The sequence below is a fragment of the Pedobacter nyackensis genome (assembly GCF_032678475.1).
Lineage (GTDB): Bacteria > Bacteroidota > Bacteroidia > Sphingobacteriales > Sphingobacteriaceae > Pedobacter > Pedobacter nyackensis_A.
On record NZ_JAVTSF010000001.1, the window covers coordinates 1410536 to 1427750 of the forward strand.

The 17215-nt window shown below is 39.4% G+C and carries 14 protein-coding genes and 1 pseudogene; 5 read left to right on the plus strand and 10 right to left on the minus strand.

Annotated elements, in window-relative coordinates:
• Positions 1-147 precede the first annotated feature (147 nt).
• The 4 genes from R2Q84_RS05715 to R2Q84_RS05730 form a co-directional block, all read right to left on the minus strand.
• Complete coding sequence (locus R2Q84_RS05715; protein WP_316815948.1) at positions 148-1509, minus strand: pyridoxal-phosphate dependent enzyme; 1362 nt, start codon at positions 1507-1509, stop codon at positions 148-150.
• Positions 1510-1661: 152 nt separating this feature from the next.
• Positions 1662-2753, minus strand: coding sequence for a DNA-processing protein DprA (dprA, locus tag R2Q84_RS05720; protein ID WP_316815569.1), 1092 nt, complete (start codon positions 2751-2753; stop codon positions 1662-1664).
• A gap of 64 nt (positions 2754-2817) precedes the next feature.
• On the minus strand, positions 2818-3444 hold the full coding sequence (rsmG, locus tag R2Q84_RS05725; protein WP_316815570.1) for a 16S rRNA (guanine(527)-N(7))-methyltransferase RsmG: 627 nt from the start codon (positions 3442-3444) through the stop codon (positions 2818-2820).
• A complete protein-coding gene (locus R2Q84_RS05730; RefSeq protein WP_316815571.1) occupies positions 3441-4586 on the minus strand; it encodes a glycosyltransferase in 1146 nt (381 codons plus the stop codon). Before R2Q84_RS05730 ends, rsmG begins: the two co-directional genes overlap by 4 nt.
• Before the next feature lie 161 nt (positions 4587-4747).
• Between R2Q84_RS05730 and tgt the strand changes: the two genes are divergently transcribed.
• From tgt to R2Q84_RS05755, 5 genes are all read left to right on the plus strand, one after another.
• On the plus strand, positions 4748-5878 hold the full coding sequence (tgt, locus tag R2Q84_RS05735) for a tRNA guanosine(34) transglycosylase Tgt (RefSeq protein ID WP_316815572.1): 1131 nt from the start codon (positions 4748-4750) through the stop codon (positions 5876-5878).
• Positions 5879-6982, plus strand: a complete 1104-nt coding sequence (locus R2Q84_RS05740; RefSeq protein WP_316815573.1) for an LptF/LptG family permease — start codon at positions 5879-5881, stop codon at positions 6980-6982. It begins immediately after the preceding gene.
• Positions 6982-7869, plus strand: a complete 888-nt coding sequence (locus tag R2Q84_RS05745; protein ID WP_316815574.1) for a DMT family transporter — start codon at positions 6982-6984, stop codon at positions 7867-7869. Before R2Q84_RS05740 ends, R2Q84_RS05745 begins: the two co-directional genes overlap by 1 nt.
• A 484-nt stretch (positions 7870-8353) precedes the next feature.
• A complete protein-coding gene (locus R2Q84_RS05750; protein ID WP_316815575.1) occupies positions 8354-11164 on the plus strand; it encodes a hypothetical protein in 2811 nt (936 codons plus the stop codon).
• A gap of 3 nt (positions 11165-11167) precedes the next feature.
• Positions 11168-11440: a hypothetical protein gene (locus tag R2Q84_RS05755; protein WP_316815576.1), complete on the plus strand. Its 273-nt coding sequence runs from the start codon at positions 11168-11170 to the stop codon at positions 11438-11440.
• 85 nt (positions 11441-11525) lie between these two features.
• On the opposite strand, the gene R2Q84_RS05760 is transcribed toward R2Q84_RS05755, so the two are convergent.
• The 6 genes and pseudogenes from R2Q84_RS05760 to R2Q84_RS05785 form a co-directional block, all read right to left on the minus strand.
• On the minus strand, positions 11526-12692 hold the full coding sequence (locus tag R2Q84_RS05760; protein ID WP_316815577.1) for an O-succinylhomoserine sulfhydrylase: 1167 nt from the start codon (positions 12690-12692) through the stop codon (positions 11526-11528).
• A 5-nt stretch (positions 12693-12697) separates the two neighbouring features.
• On the minus strand, positions 12698-13114 hold the full coding sequence (locus R2Q84_RS05765; protein ID WP_316815578.1) for an OsmC family protein: 417 nt from the start codon (positions 13112-13114) through the stop codon (positions 12698-12700).
• 29 nt (positions 13115-13143) lie between these two features.
• The gene (gene ispE, locus R2Q84_RS05770) at positions 13144-13947 is read right to left on the minus strand and encodes a 4-(cytidine 5'-diphospho)-2-C-methyl-D-erythritol kinase (protein ID WP_316815579.1); all 804 of its coding nucleotides are present in this window, start codon (positions 13945-13947) and stop codon (positions 13144-13146) included.
• Between the two features lie 90 nt (positions 13948-14037).
• Entirely contained in the window at positions 14038-14994 is a 957-nt protein-coding gene (locus R2Q84_RS05775; protein WP_316815580.1) for a hypothetical protein, read from the minus strand.
• A 20-nt stretch (positions 14995-15014) separates the two neighbouring features.
• Positions 15015-16460: an MBOAT family O-acyltransferase gene (locus R2Q84_RS05780; protein ID WP_316815581.1), complete on the minus strand. Its 1446-nt coding sequence runs from the start codon at positions 16458-16460 to the stop codon at positions 15015-15017.
• An 85-nt stretch (positions 16461-16545) separates the two neighbouring features.
• Positions 16546-17214 (minus strand): annotated as a pseudogene (locus R2Q84_RS05785) (Uma2 family endonuclease).
• Between the last annotated feature and the right edge of the window lies 1 nt (position 17215).

Below are 17215 nucleotides of genomic sequence, written 5' to 3' on the forward strand. Positions count from 1 at the left end.
CACCCGGGGCTTTTTTTATATCGTTACGTTTATGCACTTCGTCATCCTGAATTTATTTCAGGATCCCACACGGGCTAAATTTGCCGTTCTCTTGAGAGATCCTGAAATAAATTCAGGATGACGACAGAACTAAAAATATATCGTTATTTACCCGGAAATCGCATTAATGATATCATATTGTGTAATGATTTCAATTTTTCCCTGCTCATCTTCAACCAGAACAGCACTATTCTCCTTATTGATCAACGACGAAATTCGGTCTATCGATGTATTCAGGTCCACAAAAGGGAACCCAGCAGACATAATCTGGTCAACAGGAGCCGATTTTAAAGATGGATTCTCCAGTAATGCTTTCAAAATATCGCTTTCAGCTAATTTACCAACCACCATTCCCTTCTGTGTAACGGGGATTTGAGAGATATTCAACGTATTCATATTGTTAATTGCCTCGAGAATAGTCTTTTCGCAATCTATAGTAATGATCTCCGTATTTTCCTTTTTAGCAATAATAGAACGGGCTGTTAACTTCTCATCCTTAAGGAAACCACGCTCTCTTAACCAGTCTTCATTATACATTTTACCCATGTAACGACTACCATGGTCATGAAAAATTACAACTACAACATCTTCAGGCTTCAATTTATCTTTCAATTGCAGCAGCCCTGCAATAGCTGACCCAGCAGAATTACCCACAAAAATACCCTCTTTACGGGCAATATCACGGGTCATCAATGCCGCATCCTTGTCTGTAACCTTCTCAAAAAGATCTATAACGTCAAAATCAACGTTCTTTGGAAGAAAATCTTCCCCAATTCCTTCAGTGATATAAGGGTAAATCTCATTTTTATCTAAAATACCAGTCTCCTTATACTTCTTAAACACAGAACCATAGGTATCTATACCCCAAACCTTAATGTTGGGATTCTGCTCTTTTAGGTATTTTCCTGTTCCGGAAATCGTTCCTCCCGTACCTACACCAACGACAAGATGTGTAATTTTCCCGTCAGTTTGCGCCCAGATCTCCGGTCCGGTTTGCTCATAATGCGCCAAAGAATTGTCCAGGTTATCATACTGATTAGGCTTCCATGAGTTTGGGACTTCACGCTCCAAGCGAGAAGATACCGAGTAATAAGAACGTGGATCTTCTGGTTCCACGTTAGTAGGACACACAATTACCTCGGCACCAAAAGCACGCAATGCATCTACTTTCTCTTTAGATTGCTTATCTGTCGTCGTAAAAATACACTTGTATCCTTTAATAATGGCTGCCATAGCCAATCCCATCCCCGTGTTTCCAGATGTTCCTTCTATAATTGTACCACCCGGTTTTAGCTTTCCACTCTTTTCAGCTTCCTCGATCATCTTCACAGCCATCCTGTCTTTTATGGAATTACCAGGGTTAGTTGTCTCGATTTTAGCCAATACCGTAGCGGAAATTTCTTTAGTAATGTTATTCAATTTTACCAATGGCGTATTGCCAATCGTTTCTAAAATATTGTTATACCACATGATGCAAAAATACATATAGAAGATTAGAATTCTACACAAAAACAAGTATTCACTATATAATATTACATTAACAGAATAAACGAAATAATATTTTACCCTAGTATTCCAATAGACTTACAAACCAACATTAATAATGAAGAACAAAAAATATGCTAATTCAGTTTGTAAATTTTACCAGGTAAAGAAATCAAAATCCCCTGCATTTCCAGGTTCAATAAGTGCATAGCCAGCTTACTCTGATTAAAACCAGCACGCATTCCCAGTTGATCTACCGAAAGTGTGCCCCCTTCTAATACTGCAATAATTTTTTGCTCTTCTTTGGAAAGGCTTATTGGCAACCGTGTCTGTATACTTTCTTTTTCAGGTAATACATCGTCCCATCCCAGATAATACAACAGATCCCTGGCATGATTAATCAGCGCAGCCCTATGCGTCTTAATCAGAAAATTACAGCCTTCTGAACATGGATCATTGGTTCTCCCCGGGAATGCATACACATCTCTATTATAAGAGTTTGCAATATCAGCTGTAATCAATGCCCCGCCCTTCGCCGTTGCCTCAACAACCACCGTGGCATCCGCAAGACCAGCAATAATACGGTTCCTTTTCGGAAAATTCTCTTTATCGGGATTGGTACCCGGTAAAAATTCAGTCAACAGTCCCCCATTCAATACCATTTTCTGTGCCACAGGCTTATGTAAAGGAGGATAAATCCGATCTAAACCGTGTGCCATCACACCAATTGTAGGTATGTGATACTGCAAACTTTCCCTATGAACAGCAACATCTATCCCATACGCCAAACCACTTACTATAATTACATTGTAAGATGCAAGTGTTTCAGCCAATTGCTGACACAACTGTCTTCCGTAAGCAGTAGCCCTTCTTGTCCCCACAACACTAATAATCCGGGAATGATTTAAATCCGCTTTACCCTTATAATACAATAGCACCGGAGCATCACAACACTGTTTTAATCTCTGAGGATATTCCCGATCTGTGTAAAAAAGTACCTGTATCCGATGTTTTTTAATAAATGAAAGGTGCTTTTCAGCTTCCGCAAGTGCATTGCTGTCTAAAATTAAGCTGGAAATTACAGTTCCAATCCCCTTAACCTTCATTAAATCCGCAGCTTTGGCTTTAAAAATAGCTTCAGGAGAACCAAAATGATTCAACAAATTGATGGCATGCGCATGCCCCACACTCTTAATTAGTGTAAGGGCTATTTTATAGATAAGACTCATTGGCTAACTTATGCATTTAATCATAAAGCAACCACAAATGAGTCTTTAAATAGGAATATAAAATCTATTGAGGAATGTAAACCACGTATTTGGTTTCAAAAAAATCTTCTTCGAAGTAAGCTGAAAGCGGATATAGTTCCGCTTTCAGGCGCGATTCAGCTATTTCTTCAGTCAAATCACCTCCTTTTAAATAAAGAATACCATTCTTTATCGAATTTTTCGACTCTTTATTAAATTTCCCCTGTATCCATGGGTAAAAGTCTATTAGCCTTGTTACTGCCCGAGAAACCACGAAATCATATTTATCAGGTACTTGCTCAGCTCTCAAATGGCTTGCTTTAACGTTCTTTAAGCCTAATGCCCCTGCCACTTCGACAACTACCTTGATCTTTTTTCCAATTGAATCTACCAGATGAAATTCCGTTTCAGGAAATAAAATAGCCAATGGAATTCCAGGAAACCCTCCTCCTGTTCCTACGTCAAGAACCTTTTCACCTGCTTTAAAAGTGCAAAACTTAGCAATCCCCAGGGAATGTAAAATATGACGTTCATAAAGTTCATCAATATCCTTTCTCGAAATGACATTGATTTGTGCATTCCAAAAGCTGTATAAATCATACAACTGATCAAATTGAGCAATTTGCTGCTCAGTAAGGTCCCTAAAATATTTCTGTATTAACGCTGACTTCATTTCCACTTTACTTTTTTAACAAATATAGACAGAATGCCATTAAACACTAAAAAAATGAATAATAGCATATCCAAAACCGGGAACCACCACCTCAAATCGCCGTAGCTCAATCGCTTCAGTATCCGCGGGTACACAAAACATCTGACGATGATACTTAAACCTAACACCCCTAAAGCAGGGTAAAGCGTTGATTTAAAACACAGCAGAATAACTAAGGTAACATAAAACAAGAACTGTATAATGATCTGGGCAGACAAAATAAACTTATGTTTTGCTTTATATAACTTACCTGCACCAAAATGACGCTTCTTTTGTCTTAAATAAGCACCAAAACTGGTGTTAGGCTCACTCCATACATGGGTATCGGGATGAATACAAATGCCCGTATTTCCTTCATGTGCATGGGCATTCACAAACAAATCATCATCTCCAGATGGGATATGCATATGCGCTGCAAAGCCTTTATTGTTAAAAAATAAGGATTTCTTATAAGCCATATTTCTACCAACTCCCATGTAAGGCATTCCTTTTATAGCAAATGAAAGGTAATTTACTGCAGTAAAAAAGGTTTCGAAACGAATTAACGCGTTCAATATTCCTCTTTTCTTCATATACGGAGAATATCCCAAAAGAATTTCTGTATCATCATCTTCAGGCTGCTGCATACCATACAACCATTTCGAAGAGGCTGGTACACAATCCGCATCGGTAAACACCAACCATTCATTAGCCGCAGCCTTAATCCCCATCGTTACCGCAAATTTCTTTCCGGCGATAAACTTACTACCTTCATTTACGGTCACAATTTTAAGACGTTTATATTGCTTTGAAAATGCCTCCAGCAAATCGTGCGTCCCATCCCAGGATCTATCATTCACTACAACAACCTCAAAATCAGGATAATCCTGTTCAAGTACGATTGGTAAATATTGTTTAAGGTTCTCTGCCTCATTACGGGCACAAATCACCACACTTAAAGGCCTTTTTGCAGTTTCAGGTAGCGGACTTACTTTTATAAGCCCTAGCTTAAGGTGAACAAACAAGCTAAAATATAGCTGAATGAGAAAACAAAAAATTAAAATGCCGAGCAGGTAATACTCAAAGCGCTCCAATAAAGCGCCCTCTAAAAAGGTTAATTCCACGATGTATTTTTGAAGGAGTCAAATTTCTGATTTTTAATCTGTAATGTTCCTTTATGTTGATAAAAAATTTAGCATGTTAATAGCGCGTTTTTTGCTACTTTTGCGCAGATTTTTAAAGAGATGATCTTTTACAACCTCTTTAAAACAATAAATACAGAGAGATGAAATTTAATTTACAAGCGAAAGATATACATTCGAAGGCTAGAGCGGGAACGATAACTACTGATCATGGAGAAATACAAACCCCTATCTTCATGCCTGTTGGCACTGCAGGAACGGTTAAATCCATAAATCAGCAGCAACTGGAAAATGATGTCAACGCACAAATCATCTTAGGAAACACTTACCATTTATACCTGAGACCAGGACTGGGTATTCTTGAACAGGCCGGAGGTTTACATAAATTTATTGGCTGGGACAGACCAATTTTGACCGACAGTGGAGGTTACCAGGTATATTCTTTAAGTAAAGTACGTAAAATTAAAGAGGAAGGTGTAACTTTTCGCTCACATATTGACGGTTCAAAACACCTTTTTACACCAGAATACGCAATGGATATCCAGCGTACAATTGGCGCCGATATCATCATGGCTTTTGATGAATGTACACCTTATCCTTGTGATTATAAGTACGCAGCAAACTCCATCAACATGACGCACCGCTGGTTAAAGCGCTGCTGCACACGTTTTGATACAACTGAACCAAAATACGGCTTCAACCAAACCTTATTCCCTATTGTTCAAGGATCTGTATACAAAGATTTAAGAAGAAAATCTGCGGAATTCATCGCCTCCATGGACAGAGAAGGAAATGCCATTGGCGGGCTTTCAGTAGGCGAGCCTGCAGAAGAAATGTATGGCATGACAGAAGTCGTTTGTGAAATACTTCCCGAAGAAAAACCACGTTATTTAATGGGCGTAGGCACACCAATAAACATTTTAGAGAACATTGCATTGGGTATTGACATGTTCGACTGTGTAATGCCGACCCGAAATGCAAGAAACGGTATGTTATTCACAAAAAACGGCGTCATTAATATAGGTAATAAGAAATGGGCAGACGATCTTTCTCCAATTGAAGCCGATAGCGATCTTCTTGCTGACAGAGTGTACTCTAAAGCTTATTTAAGACATCTAATGCACTCGAAAGAAATGCTCGGTGCACAAATAGCCACCTTACATAACCTACATTTCTACCTTTGGCTGGTAAAAACAGCAAGGGAGAAAATTATAAGTGGCGAGTTTTACGCCTGGAAAAACAAAATGGTTACTATCTTAGGTAATAAATTATAAATGAACATTATCAAAGACAGGATCAAAATTCTAGATTGGTACATCATCAGCAAATACCTGGGTACATTTTTATATACCCTAACGTTATTTGTAGTTATCATCATTATTTTTGATTTATCTGAGAAACTGGACGACTTTCTAAGTGCAAATCTGAGCTTCTGGCAAGTAGTTTCCTTGTATTACGCAGGTTCGATACCTTATTATGTAAATATGCTATCGCCATTGATCAACTTTATTGCTGTAATCTTTTTTACAGCAAAAATGGCCGATCAAACGGAGATTGTACCTATTTTAAGCGGCGGAGTAAGCTTTAACCGTTTCCTGGTACCTTATTTCGTTTCTGCGTTTGTCATATTCGCCGTCAATCTTGCTTCAAATTTATACGTCCTCCCCTATACCAATCAGCTTAAAAACAGCTTTGAGAACACCTACGTAAAGAAGAATGACCCTTCAAGTAAGAGTAATATCCACATGAGGCTGGATAACAACACTTACATTTATATGGACAACTTTGATAATAAAAGCAAGACAGGTACACGCTTTTCATTAGACAACTTTAAAGGTGATGTGCTAACAAAGAAGCTTGTTGCGGATGAAATCAAATGGGACTCCGTAAAACGCTCCTGGAAACTTTCAAACTACTCTGTGAGAGACATCAATGGTCTTAAAGAAACCTTTACCACCGGAGGCTCATTAACTAAAGATACGGTCCTGGATATGCGTCCAGACGACTTCTCTGCCTATGACAATATATTCGAAAACCTAACCAACAAAGAGCTTTCCGAAAAAATCAGAAAGGAAAGAATCCGTGGTTCAGGCATATGGAACGACTTGTTATTTGAGCAATATAAACGTTACCTGCATCCCCTTTCCGCTTTTGTACTCACCCTTATTGGCGTTGCACTATCTTCCAGAAAGGTTCGTGGGGGCGTTGGACTGCCACTTGGAATAGGAATCCTACTGAGTTTTGCCTATATTGTATTTAACCAATTCGCAAAAATGTTTTCGTTAAAAGGCGGCATGCCTCCCTTACTGGCGGTATTAGCACCAACAATTTGCTTTGGTTTATTAGGCTACTACCTGCTCAGAAAAGCACCTAAATAATGATAAAACAAACTGTAAACAACAACAAAAACCTGCTGATCCTCCATTTCACAGTGTTCATTTGGGGTTTTACAGGAATACTCGGGGCATTAATCTCTATAGATGCCGTTCAAATGGTATGGTATAGAGTTTTAATTGCCAGCCTGGCACTTTTCGTTTACTTCAGGCTTAGTAAAACCAGCCTTAAAGTAACAAAAAAGCAGTTTTTACAGTTCTTTTTTACGGGAAGCATCGTAGCTATACACTGGATATTTTTCTTCCATGCCATCAAAGTATCAACGGTATCAGTCACACTCGTATGCCTGTCCTCATTCACGCTTTTCACAGCTATATTAGAACCATTAATCAAAAAACAAAGGATACAGGTACCTGATATCATCATCGGACTAATCATCATTCTGGGCATATATCTCATCTTTAAATTCGAATCAAAGTACACAACAGGCATTATTTTCGGTCTCTCAGCAGCACTTGCATCGAGTCTTTTCGGCAGTATAAACTCTGTCCTGGTACAAAAAAGCAATCCTCTTGTTATCAGTTTTTATGAGATTACCGGAGCTTTTGTATGGATCAGTTTATATCGTTTAGCCGACAAAAGCCTGTTTGCAGAACGCTTCAATCTTAGCGCTACCGACTGGCTTTACCTCGGTTTATTAGGTACAGTTTGTACTGCATTAGCCTATGTCGCAGGGGTAGCTGTTATGCGTACAATATCGGCTTTTCAGGTAGCACTCATCACCAATCTTGAGCCCGTTTACGGCATACTCCTGGCCTTCATTTTCTTTGGGACAAAAGAGACCATGTCCACTGGTTTTTACCTTGGCGCCATCATTATACTTGGTGCAGTTTTCCTTTATCCGATCTACAAAAAACGCAGCAAACTTTAGCCCACATTCAGCTAAAATCCCATAGGGGAGGGGAGGAAACAGAGGCTAAAAACACCCCCTCAAAAATCAGCCTAACCGCTCCTTCCGGAAGACACAAACACCTCACAAAAACAAGGCGTACAAGCACCCGAAAATAGCCCCAAACCCGTCATAAATCACAGCTGATTTACTCCAAAAAATCAGACTAAAAATCAAATCCTTTGTATACAAAACCAAAAACCGTAGCAGAAATTTAGTTTTATTTATCGTCCAAATAGTGTATCTTAACAACGTATTTGAGCACATCAAGAGCAAAGTATAAAAATCAACAAAAACAGCTCAAAAATCAGCAAAAATAATACGGAAAAACAAAAACAACACCAATAACACAAAAACCAAATAACACTGAATATCAATAAAATAAAACAAACCAACTAAAATAAAAGATCAAATAAAATCAATCTAAAAAATTTAAAAATACTAATTATTTTAGCAAACAGGATAAATGAAGCAAAATAAACATCATAAACAACTGATAATCAAAATAAAAATAATCATAACATTAAGCTTAATTTCACATTCAGGTTTTTCACAGATTTTCAACGAAGAACAAAACCCACTTAGTGTAAAATGGCGCCAGATAAATGCATCCGGCTTTAAAGTCATCTACCCCGCGGAGTTAGAAAAAGAAGCGCAAAGAATGGCCAACACACTCCCCTATATTTACCCCCATGTCGGAGGAAGCCTGGGAGTAAAAAAAACGCGTATCCCTTTGCTCCTGCAGAACCGAGGCGTCATCGCAAATGGCTTCGTTCAGCTCGCCCCAAAAAAGTCAGAATTCTACACCACACCTCCGCAGCAGTTCGACAGTCAGGACTGGCTAAACAACCTCGCAGTTCATGAGCTCAGACACATCGCACAGTTCGACAAACTAACCGGAGGAAAGACCTCCCCTTTTCCTGAACTTGTGTACTTCGCATGGTTCGGTGCCAGCCTCCCGATCTGGTTTTTTGAAGGCGATGCCGTGACCACTGAAACAGCACTGACCAATGCCGGACGCGGGCGTCAACCTTCATGGATTATGCCCTACCGTGCAAGCCTGCTTGAAGGTGAAAAACTCTCTTACAGTAAAGCCAGTTTCGGATCAAACAAAGACGTCACACCAGGATACTATCAACTCGGCTACCTCCTATCTTCCAACATCAGGACCCAACAAGGGAAAGACATATTTGATGAAGTACTGACCGACATCCGAAAGCGTCCCCTCCGACTCTACCCTTTCTCAAACACTTTAAAAAAACTGACAGGTAAGGGAAGTCACCAATGGTTCAAAGAAACCAACACACTGCTCAAAGAAAAGTGGAACGAACAAGCTCAAAAAGAACCTGCAAAAACATACAGCTCATTAAACAAAGCGACAAAGTATGCCACCAATTATTTTACACCAGTAAAAATAACCGGCAACAGCATATTAACTTTAAAGCAAAGTAAGGCCGAAGTTCCTCACCTGGTTATGATCGACAGCAACAAAAAAGAAACACACCTGCTAAACATCGGCTACCAGGAACAACCCTGGTTCAGCTATGCCAACAACCTCGTGGTTTGGGACGAAGTGAGGTACGACCCGAGATACAGGCAACGCAGCTACAGTGTCATCTGCAGCTATGACCTCCAAACAAAAAAAGTAAAAAAACTTAGCGCAAGATCAAGACTATTCGCACCTTCCCTTTCCACGGATGGAAAAAAAATAATTGCTGTAAAGTTCGATCTCAGCAACCAGTGCAATCTTGTTGAACTGGATGCAAAAACAGGAAAAACTATTTACACCTATCCAAACCCGGAAAACCTGATTCTTCAAACACCTTCTTTTGATGAGTCCGGAAACACGATAGCCTACATCAGTGTCAGCGAAAAAGGCAAAGCACTTCACACCACCAACAGATCAGGAAAAACAGAACAACTCATTCCCCCATCACAACAGCAGTTAACAAGACCAACATTCATTAATCAGCAAATCGCATTTAACGCGCATTACAGCGGAGTTGACAATATTTACAGCATAGATATCCATTCAAAAAAAATAAGCGCTCTGAGCCGCGCAAAATACGGCGCCTTTAATCCGTCGTTTTCAAAAGCATCAGGCACACTAATCTTCAACAACTACACTCAAACCGGATACGAAATTGCCGAAACACCAATAAACCCTGAAGCACCAAAAGCAAACAACTTCGTTTACTTCGGTGCGGCAGCGGAAAAACAGGAGCACTCCGGAAATGTGTTTAGCAACATACCCGATAGTACATTCAGCTCCAAGCCATACCGGGCGCTCGGCAATTTGATTACCCTGCACAGCATCACTCCAGTCATCGAAGACGAATATCAATTCGGGCTCCAGTTAAATTCCGACAACCTGCTCAATACCCTCAGCGCATTTGCCGGAGCGGAATACTACCGGGACCTAAACCGATTCGAATACAATGCCGGATTTGTCCTAAAAAGCTTTTACCCAATCATCAGCACCACTTACAGAAACAGACCGCGAAGAACGTTTTACAACACAAACCAAGGCATTGTACAGGGCGACTGGCGAGAAAATAACATCCAACTACAGGCGCTGGTTCCGATTAACCTAAACACACTTGGAGACACCTACAGCTTCAATTTAAAAGCTGCCACCAGTTATACCCAAAGATACATGGGGCAAAACATGCCCACCAACTACATCACCCGTCTCAGGTTCCCAATGGAATACGGGTTTACATTCGCCCACACTATGCGACAGGCCGATCGGGACATTTTTCCTAAATGGGCACAAACACTCAGGCTAACTTACCTCCATCAACCATTCGACAAACAACTGGAAGGTCAGCTATTCGCAGCCGAAGCTTTTTTGTACTTCCCCGGCTTGTTTAAAAACCATTCCTTCAGCGCAAATTTTAATTATCAGCACGCAACAGGTGTCAGAAGATTCGACAATGAAATTAATGCGGTGTACGGCTACAACAACATCATGGCCCGGAATTTCCTAAGGAACACACTATTGTTCAACTACAGATTCCCTTTTGCATTCCCAGATGCAGAAATTGGCCCACTCGCTTACATCAGAAATATCAGGGGCGGCCTTTTTTGCCATTATGAGAATCTAAGTATCGATACCGATCTTGGCCAGCCAAAAACCTATGGTTTCGAAGTACGCAGCAGCATGAATTTACTGCGTTATCAACCCGTAGTAGATTTTGGCACGAGATTCATTTTCGTCAATAAGATTTACAATCAAAACCCTATATTAGAATTAATTTTAAACTACAGCTTTTAAATTATGCGCACAAAGACCATTTTCATTATCATTTTCACTGCATTAATCACCATATTTTTAATGATCAATACCGATCCGGTAGAATTTAATTTCATATTCCTGAAAAAAGACATTTCAAAGCTCGTAGTTGTAGGCGTGTGTACTTTTGTAGGATTTATATTGGGCTATTGGGCCGGACGCCCTAAAACGACTGTAAGCACGTATGACAGAGAGATTGATGCACACAGTGACAATAAAAATAATTTGAGCGACGAAGACAGAGAGTACATCAACTAATAGAATCATCGTCATGATGACCTTCAAAAAAAGCGCCGGATCAATTGATCCGGCGCTTTTTTTTATGTATTCAGTTTTTTAAAACTTAGCTCAATGCCTGTTTAATATCTCCAAGAATATCGTTGATATGCTCCAGACCAACAGACAACCGAACAGTCCCCTGCTCTATCCCCACCTCTAAACGTTCTTCCTCTGTCAGTTTTGAATGCGTACTCGTTGCCGGGTGCGTAGCAATAGATCTTGTATCACCCAAATTCGCCGATATAGAGAACATTTTTAATTTGTTCATAAAATTGCTGGCCGCTTCAACACCACCATCAATTACCAGTGTCACAATACCGCCCCCCTGTTTCATTTGCTTTTTAGCAATTTCATATTGAGGATGTGACGGAAGAAAAGGATACATCACTCTTTTGATAGCCGGGTGACTCTCCAAAAACTCAGCAACTTTCAAAGCACTTTCACAATGCCTGTCCATACGCACAGCGAGCGTCTCTAAACTTTTAGATAACAACCAGGCATTAAATGGCGACATTGCAGGCCCACTATGCCTGGCAAAACCTTCAATCTCTTTAATCAGCTTATCCGAGCCTAAAATAATTCCACCCAAAGTACGTCCCTGCCCATCAATAAACTTAGTGGCAGAATGAATTGAAACATCAGCACCCAGTTTTATTGGCTGCTGCAGGTAAGGCGTTGCAAAACAATTATCAACCACCAATAAAGCATTATGTTGCTTCGAAAACTTAGCCAGCCACTCCAGATCAATGATATCAATTCCCGGATTTGAAGGCGTCTCCACAAAAATCATTTTTGTGTTTGGCTGTATTCCATTTTCCCACTGTTCCGGCTTATCCAGATCAGCGTAAGTGTAAGTAATGCCCCATTTCGCAAAAATATTATTCAGCAGCTGATGTGTTGATCCAAAAACCGAACGACTGGATAACACATGGTCGCCAGACTTTAAAAAAGTAGCAAAGGTGGTAAATATTGCAGCCATCCCCGAAGCAGTAGCCCATCCAGCCTCAGCCCCCTCAAGCGCTGCCATTTTATCAATCAGCTCTGTCGTATTTGGATTTGCATACCTGCTGTAAACATTCCCTTCCTTCTCGTTTGCAAAAAGCGCACGCATATCCTCCGCATCATCAAACTTGTAACTTGATGTTAAATACAAAGGCACTGAATGCTCTTTAAATTGTGTTCTTTCCGCTTGTAAACGTATGGCCAGGGTTTCGAAATTCTCTTCTTGCATTTTGTTTATTGATGAATGGTATAAGTAAAGTTAATAGTAGCAGAACGGCCTAAAATATTAGACACTGAACAATATTTATCAAATGTCATGTTCAACGCACGTTCTACTTTTGGTACACTTAAGGCACCATAAAGATCGAAATGAATATCAATCACGTCAAATATCGGCGGCATCTCTTCGTCTTTCCTCGTTGCCTTTATCGCAATTTTAACGTCATCCAAAGGCTCCTTTTGTTTGGTCAACACATTCACCATGTCAATACCACTGCAACCTCCCAAACCGATTAAGAGCATCTCCATTGGCCGAAAACCTTTACCTTCACCTCCAATTGCAGGTTTAGCATCCAGCTCCACAGTAAAACCACTCGAATTTTCCGCTTCAAAATTAAACTTACCGCTTTTACGTACTAAATTAATCTCCATGTTCGTATCTGTTATTTTTTTATAGCTCGCTAAATATTATAATAAACTTTATGATCGCGTTCTAAATCCGGTAAACGAACCTGACGATCAAAAATTGCAAAAACACTTGAACCACTGCCACTCATTAAAGAGAATAGTGCGCCCGACTGATATAGCTTTGATTTGACCTGCTCAATCTCCGGATATTTTGAAAAAACTGAAGTTTCAAAATCGTTTTCCAGACCAGATCTCCATTCTTTCACAGGCAAATGTATTAAATCTTTTACCGATCTACTAGGAATTGTAGGCTTTATTCCAGCGTAAGCATCTGCTGTTGATACGTGTACCGCTGGTTTTACGAGCACAAGGAAATATTTTGACAAATCAATTGCTATTGAACTAAACTCATCTCCTTTGCCGAATGCATACACCGGTTTATTTTCAATAAAAAAAGCACAGTCGGCCCCCAAAGGCCGCACATAATTCTGCATAGTTGCAACAGACAAGCCCAGCTTAAATTTCCCGTTTAATAATTTCACCAGATGAGCGGCATCAGAAGACCCCCCTCCCAAACCAGCGCCGACAGGAATATTTTTAAGTAAGGTAATTTGCTGAGCAGGTAAATCGAAATCCTTTTGTAGTGCTTCAAAAGCTTTCATACAAATATTGTCACCTGTATCACCAGGCACATCAATGCCTTTTATCAAACAGGAGGTTTTATCGGCATCCGTTATTTCGACAACATCATATAGTTTTACGGGATAGAATACCGTTTCAAGATCGTGATACCCGTCGGATCTTTTTTTTGTAACATTCAGGCCAAGGTTTATTTTGGCATTGGCAAAAGCAAGCATCAGCTATCTATTTCTATTTCAAATACAAACTTACAAAAACGCAATCACAATGAAACAGCCACCCCGAGATGTAAATAAGCTAAACGAAATTTATCTATACCAATGCGGATCGAGTCCCTTTAATTTCTTTATTAATTTAGAAGTAAACAACTCAGCACCTGTAGTGTTCATATGTAGTGCGTTGTAAAAATACTTTTTATCAAAACTTAAACTGTCCGTCGAATAATCATAATAAGGAATATTATATTTTTTACTCAACCGGCTATAAATCGCCATCACTTCAGCTCTGTTTTCAATAAACCTTTGTCCTTCTATATATTCAGGAGTATAAACAAATATCACTTTGATGTTTGCTTTTGCGCATTCCTCCAGATATTTACTAAACAGTGCAATGGATGCCTGATCCAATTCCATTTTATAAGATTTCATTTTCGCCTTTGCGCGATCAAAATCAGAATTCCAAACCACATTTTGCCCCTGATACCCCCGTATCCTTCTCTTCCTGTTAGTTTCCGGAGCAACAACAGTTTGTACAACCCGCATAATTGCGTCCTTTTGACCATAATACCTGAGCAAGGGCACATTGTAATCCAAAATACCAAAACCTTTATAACTCCTGGTCGCGTTATAAATATCATCATTAAAAAGCATGTAGGGTAAAAACTGTTCAGAATTATACAACTCCGCTCTTTTTACCAAAGTCATCGGATCCAAAGTATGTATAATTAATTTCGGCTTCGTATTGTACTTCAGAAGCTGCTGATGTCTAAAATATTGTAACCAAAAGTTATGTCCATCAATCCCCAGGTTATAAGCTGTAGTATTTAAACTATCAGCAATTTTGGTTGGATTAACATGTACCCAGGCTCTCGAACTACCATAAATAACGACCTTGGAATTCACCTGACCGTCATAAATAGCCCTCCATACAGGGTTCTCCCTATACTCCGTTTTTTTCAGATTTTTCGAAAGAAAAACATCAATGCAGTAAGCAAACACCACAATTGGCATCAGAAATAAAATGACTTTGTATATTATTTTTTTCATTTATATACCGCTCTCCACTATTAAAATTGAAAATAAATGAATTCCTGACCAGAACCGGCAAAAACAAAAATGGCGATCAGCAAACTATAATAAAAACCCCACCTTAATGCCACAGGCCATTGGCCAATTTTAGCAATTGCATATTGTTCATCACGACCAAACCATTCAACAGTCATCATTACAAAAACAAACGCCATTGTAATCACTGCCATCTTCATTTTGGCTAACTCTGGTATAGAAAACAATGAACTCGAAAATATCTCGGATATATAACTCAAGGCATGACCGACGCTCTCGGCCCTAAAAAATATCCAGGCTATAGCAGTAAGTGAAAAAGTCAGGATTATAGCCAAAAACTCCTTTAAAGACGGAAAAAACCTTCCCGGAGCAACAGGCCCGAGATGATTCCTGTTTGTACTAAAAATGATAGATGGCATAATGTATAAGGCATTTAACAAACCCCAGACAATAAAAGTCCAGTTGGCACCATGCCAAAAACCACTAACGATAAAAATGATAAAGGTGTTTCTGATTTTCATCCACATACCACCTTTACTACCGCCCAAAGGAATATATAAATAATCTCTAAACCAGGTCGACAACGAGATATGCCACCTTCTCCAGAATTCAGCAATATCCCTGGAAAAATATGGAAAGGCAAAATTCCTTAACAACTCAATGCCAAATAACCTTGCTGTACCCAGCGCGATATCAGAATATCCTGAAAAATCACAGTAAATCTGAAAAGTAAAAAATAACGCACCGAGCACGAGTGTGCTTCCCGGATAAAAATCAGAATCGTTAAAAATCATATTGGCATATTCCGCGCAATTATCCGCGATCACTACTTTCTTAAAGAGCCCCCATAATATCTGCCTCAATCCATCCACCGCATTTGTATACCTAAAAGACCTTTTATGCTGAATCTGAGGAAGCAAATGCGTAGCACGTTCAATAGGACCTGCCACGAGGAGCGGAAAAAAGCTCACAAAAAGCGAGTAATCAATAAAGTTCAACTCAGGCTTAATCCGGTCTTTATAAATATCGATAACATAAGACAAACCATGAAAAGTATAAAAGGAAATACCAACAGGCAAAATAATATCTAAAGTACCAGCATTCACCTGAAAACCGAGGGCCGTCAGCCCCTCAGCAAAAGAACTTACGAAGAAATTGTAATATTTAAATACACCTAAAAAACCAAGATTAATGGATATACTAAGCCAAAACCATATCTTTTTAATGTGTTGGTTCTTTGCTTTCCCCATCATTATACCCGTATAATAATCCAGAAGGGTAGAAAAAAGGAGCAAAAACAAAAAACGCCAATCCCAGCAGGCATAAAAAAAGTAGCTGGCAACCAATAACAGGATGTTTTGAAGTTTTAACCGATCTTTTCCCAGAAACCAATATATAAAGAAAACTACAGGTAAAAATATAGCAAAGCTGATCGAGTTAAAAAACATATATTGATGAATGGTATCTATTTAGTGGCCTGGGCAGCAAACTTACTAAAAAGTGCAAACACCCAGAAACTAAACATCCTTCCTTTCAGCCAAAAACCTCTACCCCTCCAAATACGTCTTCCGACTTCAGACAAAAACCAGGTAAAATATCAGAAGTAAATGTCCTTCCAGTCACAAAAAGTTTCCCTGCAACGAATACACCATTCTCATTGAGCACATACTTCAACATCGAACGATCTGAGGGATTTAATATCCAATATTCCCGCACACCTGATGATTCATAAACATTGAATTTAAAATCAAGGTCCTTTCGGTTATTTCCGACAGAAAGTACTTCAACTACGATATCAGGAGCTCCCGCACAACCTTTTTCGTCAATTTTCCAATCATCGCAAACCACGCATATATCGGGTTAAAGCACTGTAAACACCTCCCGATCTGCCAATGATTTCCCGGGAAACCTCACATCAAAAGGAGAAATAAAAGCCCTGCACGGGCTCCGTTTTAAAAATTGATGCAGTTTTACAAAAACATTTCCGGTACAAACCTGATGTTTTGTAGTTGGTGCTGACATGGGAAATATCTTACCCTTAATCAATTCCACTCTTTCCTGAAATTGCCACTGAAGATAACTGGCATAAGTATAAGTGCCAGACATATCCATTTCATTGAGCGTCTGTACCTCTTTTTCTTCGATCTCATAGAACTTCGGTACTTTACCTTTATCGTCCTGTTTTACCTGATTCTCTTCCATA

What these genes read in the sequence shown, in the direction of transcription:
- R2Q84_RS05715 (WP_316815948.1), bottom strand. Translation starts at nt 1,509, where the DNA reads ATGTGGTATAACAATATTTTAGAAACGATTGGCAATACGCCATTGGTA.
- dprA (WP_316815569.1), bottom strand. Translation starts at nt 2,753, where the DNA reads ATGAGTCTTATCTATAAAATAGCCCTTACACTAATTAAGAGTGTGGGG.
- rsmG (WP_316815570.1), bottom strand. Translation starts at nt 3,444, where the DNA reads ATGAAGTCAGCGTTAATACAGAAATATTTTAGGGACCTTACTGAGCAG.
- tgt (WP_316815572.1), top strand. Translation starts at nt 4,748, where the DNA reads ATGAAATTTAATTTACAAGCGAAAGATATACATTCGAAGGCTAGAGCG.
- R2Q84_RS05740 (WP_316815573.1), top strand. Translation starts at nt 5,879, where the DNA reads ATGAACATTATCAAAGACAGGATCAAAATTCTAGATTGGTACATCATC.
- R2Q84_RS05745 (WP_316815574.1), top strand. Translation starts at nt 6,982, where the DNA reads ATGATAAAACAAACTGTAAACAACAACAAAAACCTGCTGATCCTCCAT.
- R2Q84_RS05750 (WP_316815575.1), top strand. Translation starts at nt 8,354, where the DNA reads ATGAAGCAAAATAAACATCATAAACAACTGATAATCAAAATAAAAATA.
- R2Q84_RS05755 (WP_316815576.1), top strand. Translation starts at nt 11,168, where the DNA reads ATGCGCACAAAGACCATTTTCATTATCATTTTCACTGCATTAATCACC.
- R2Q84_RS05760 (WP_316815577.1), bottom strand. Translation starts at nt 12,692, where the DNA reads ATGCAAGAAGAGAATTTCGAAACCCTGGCCATACGTTTACAAGCGGAA.
- R2Q84_RS05765 (WP_316815578.1), bottom strand. Translation starts at nt 13,114, where the DNA reads ATGGAGATTAATTTAGTACGTAAAAGCGGTAAGTTTAATTTTGAAGCG.
- ispE (WP_316815579.1), bottom strand. Translation starts at nt 13,947, where the DNA reads ATGCTTGCTTTTGCCAATGCCAAAATAAACCTTGGCCTGAATGTTACA.
- R2Q84_RS05775 (WP_316815580.1), bottom strand. Translation starts at nt 14,994, where the DNA reads ATGAAAAAAATAATATACAAAGTCATTTTATTTCTGATGCCAATTGTG.
- R2Q84_RS05780 (WP_316815581.1), bottom strand. Translation starts at nt 16,460, where the DNA reads ATGTTTTTTAACTCGATCAGCTTTGCTATATTTTTACCTGTAGTTTTC.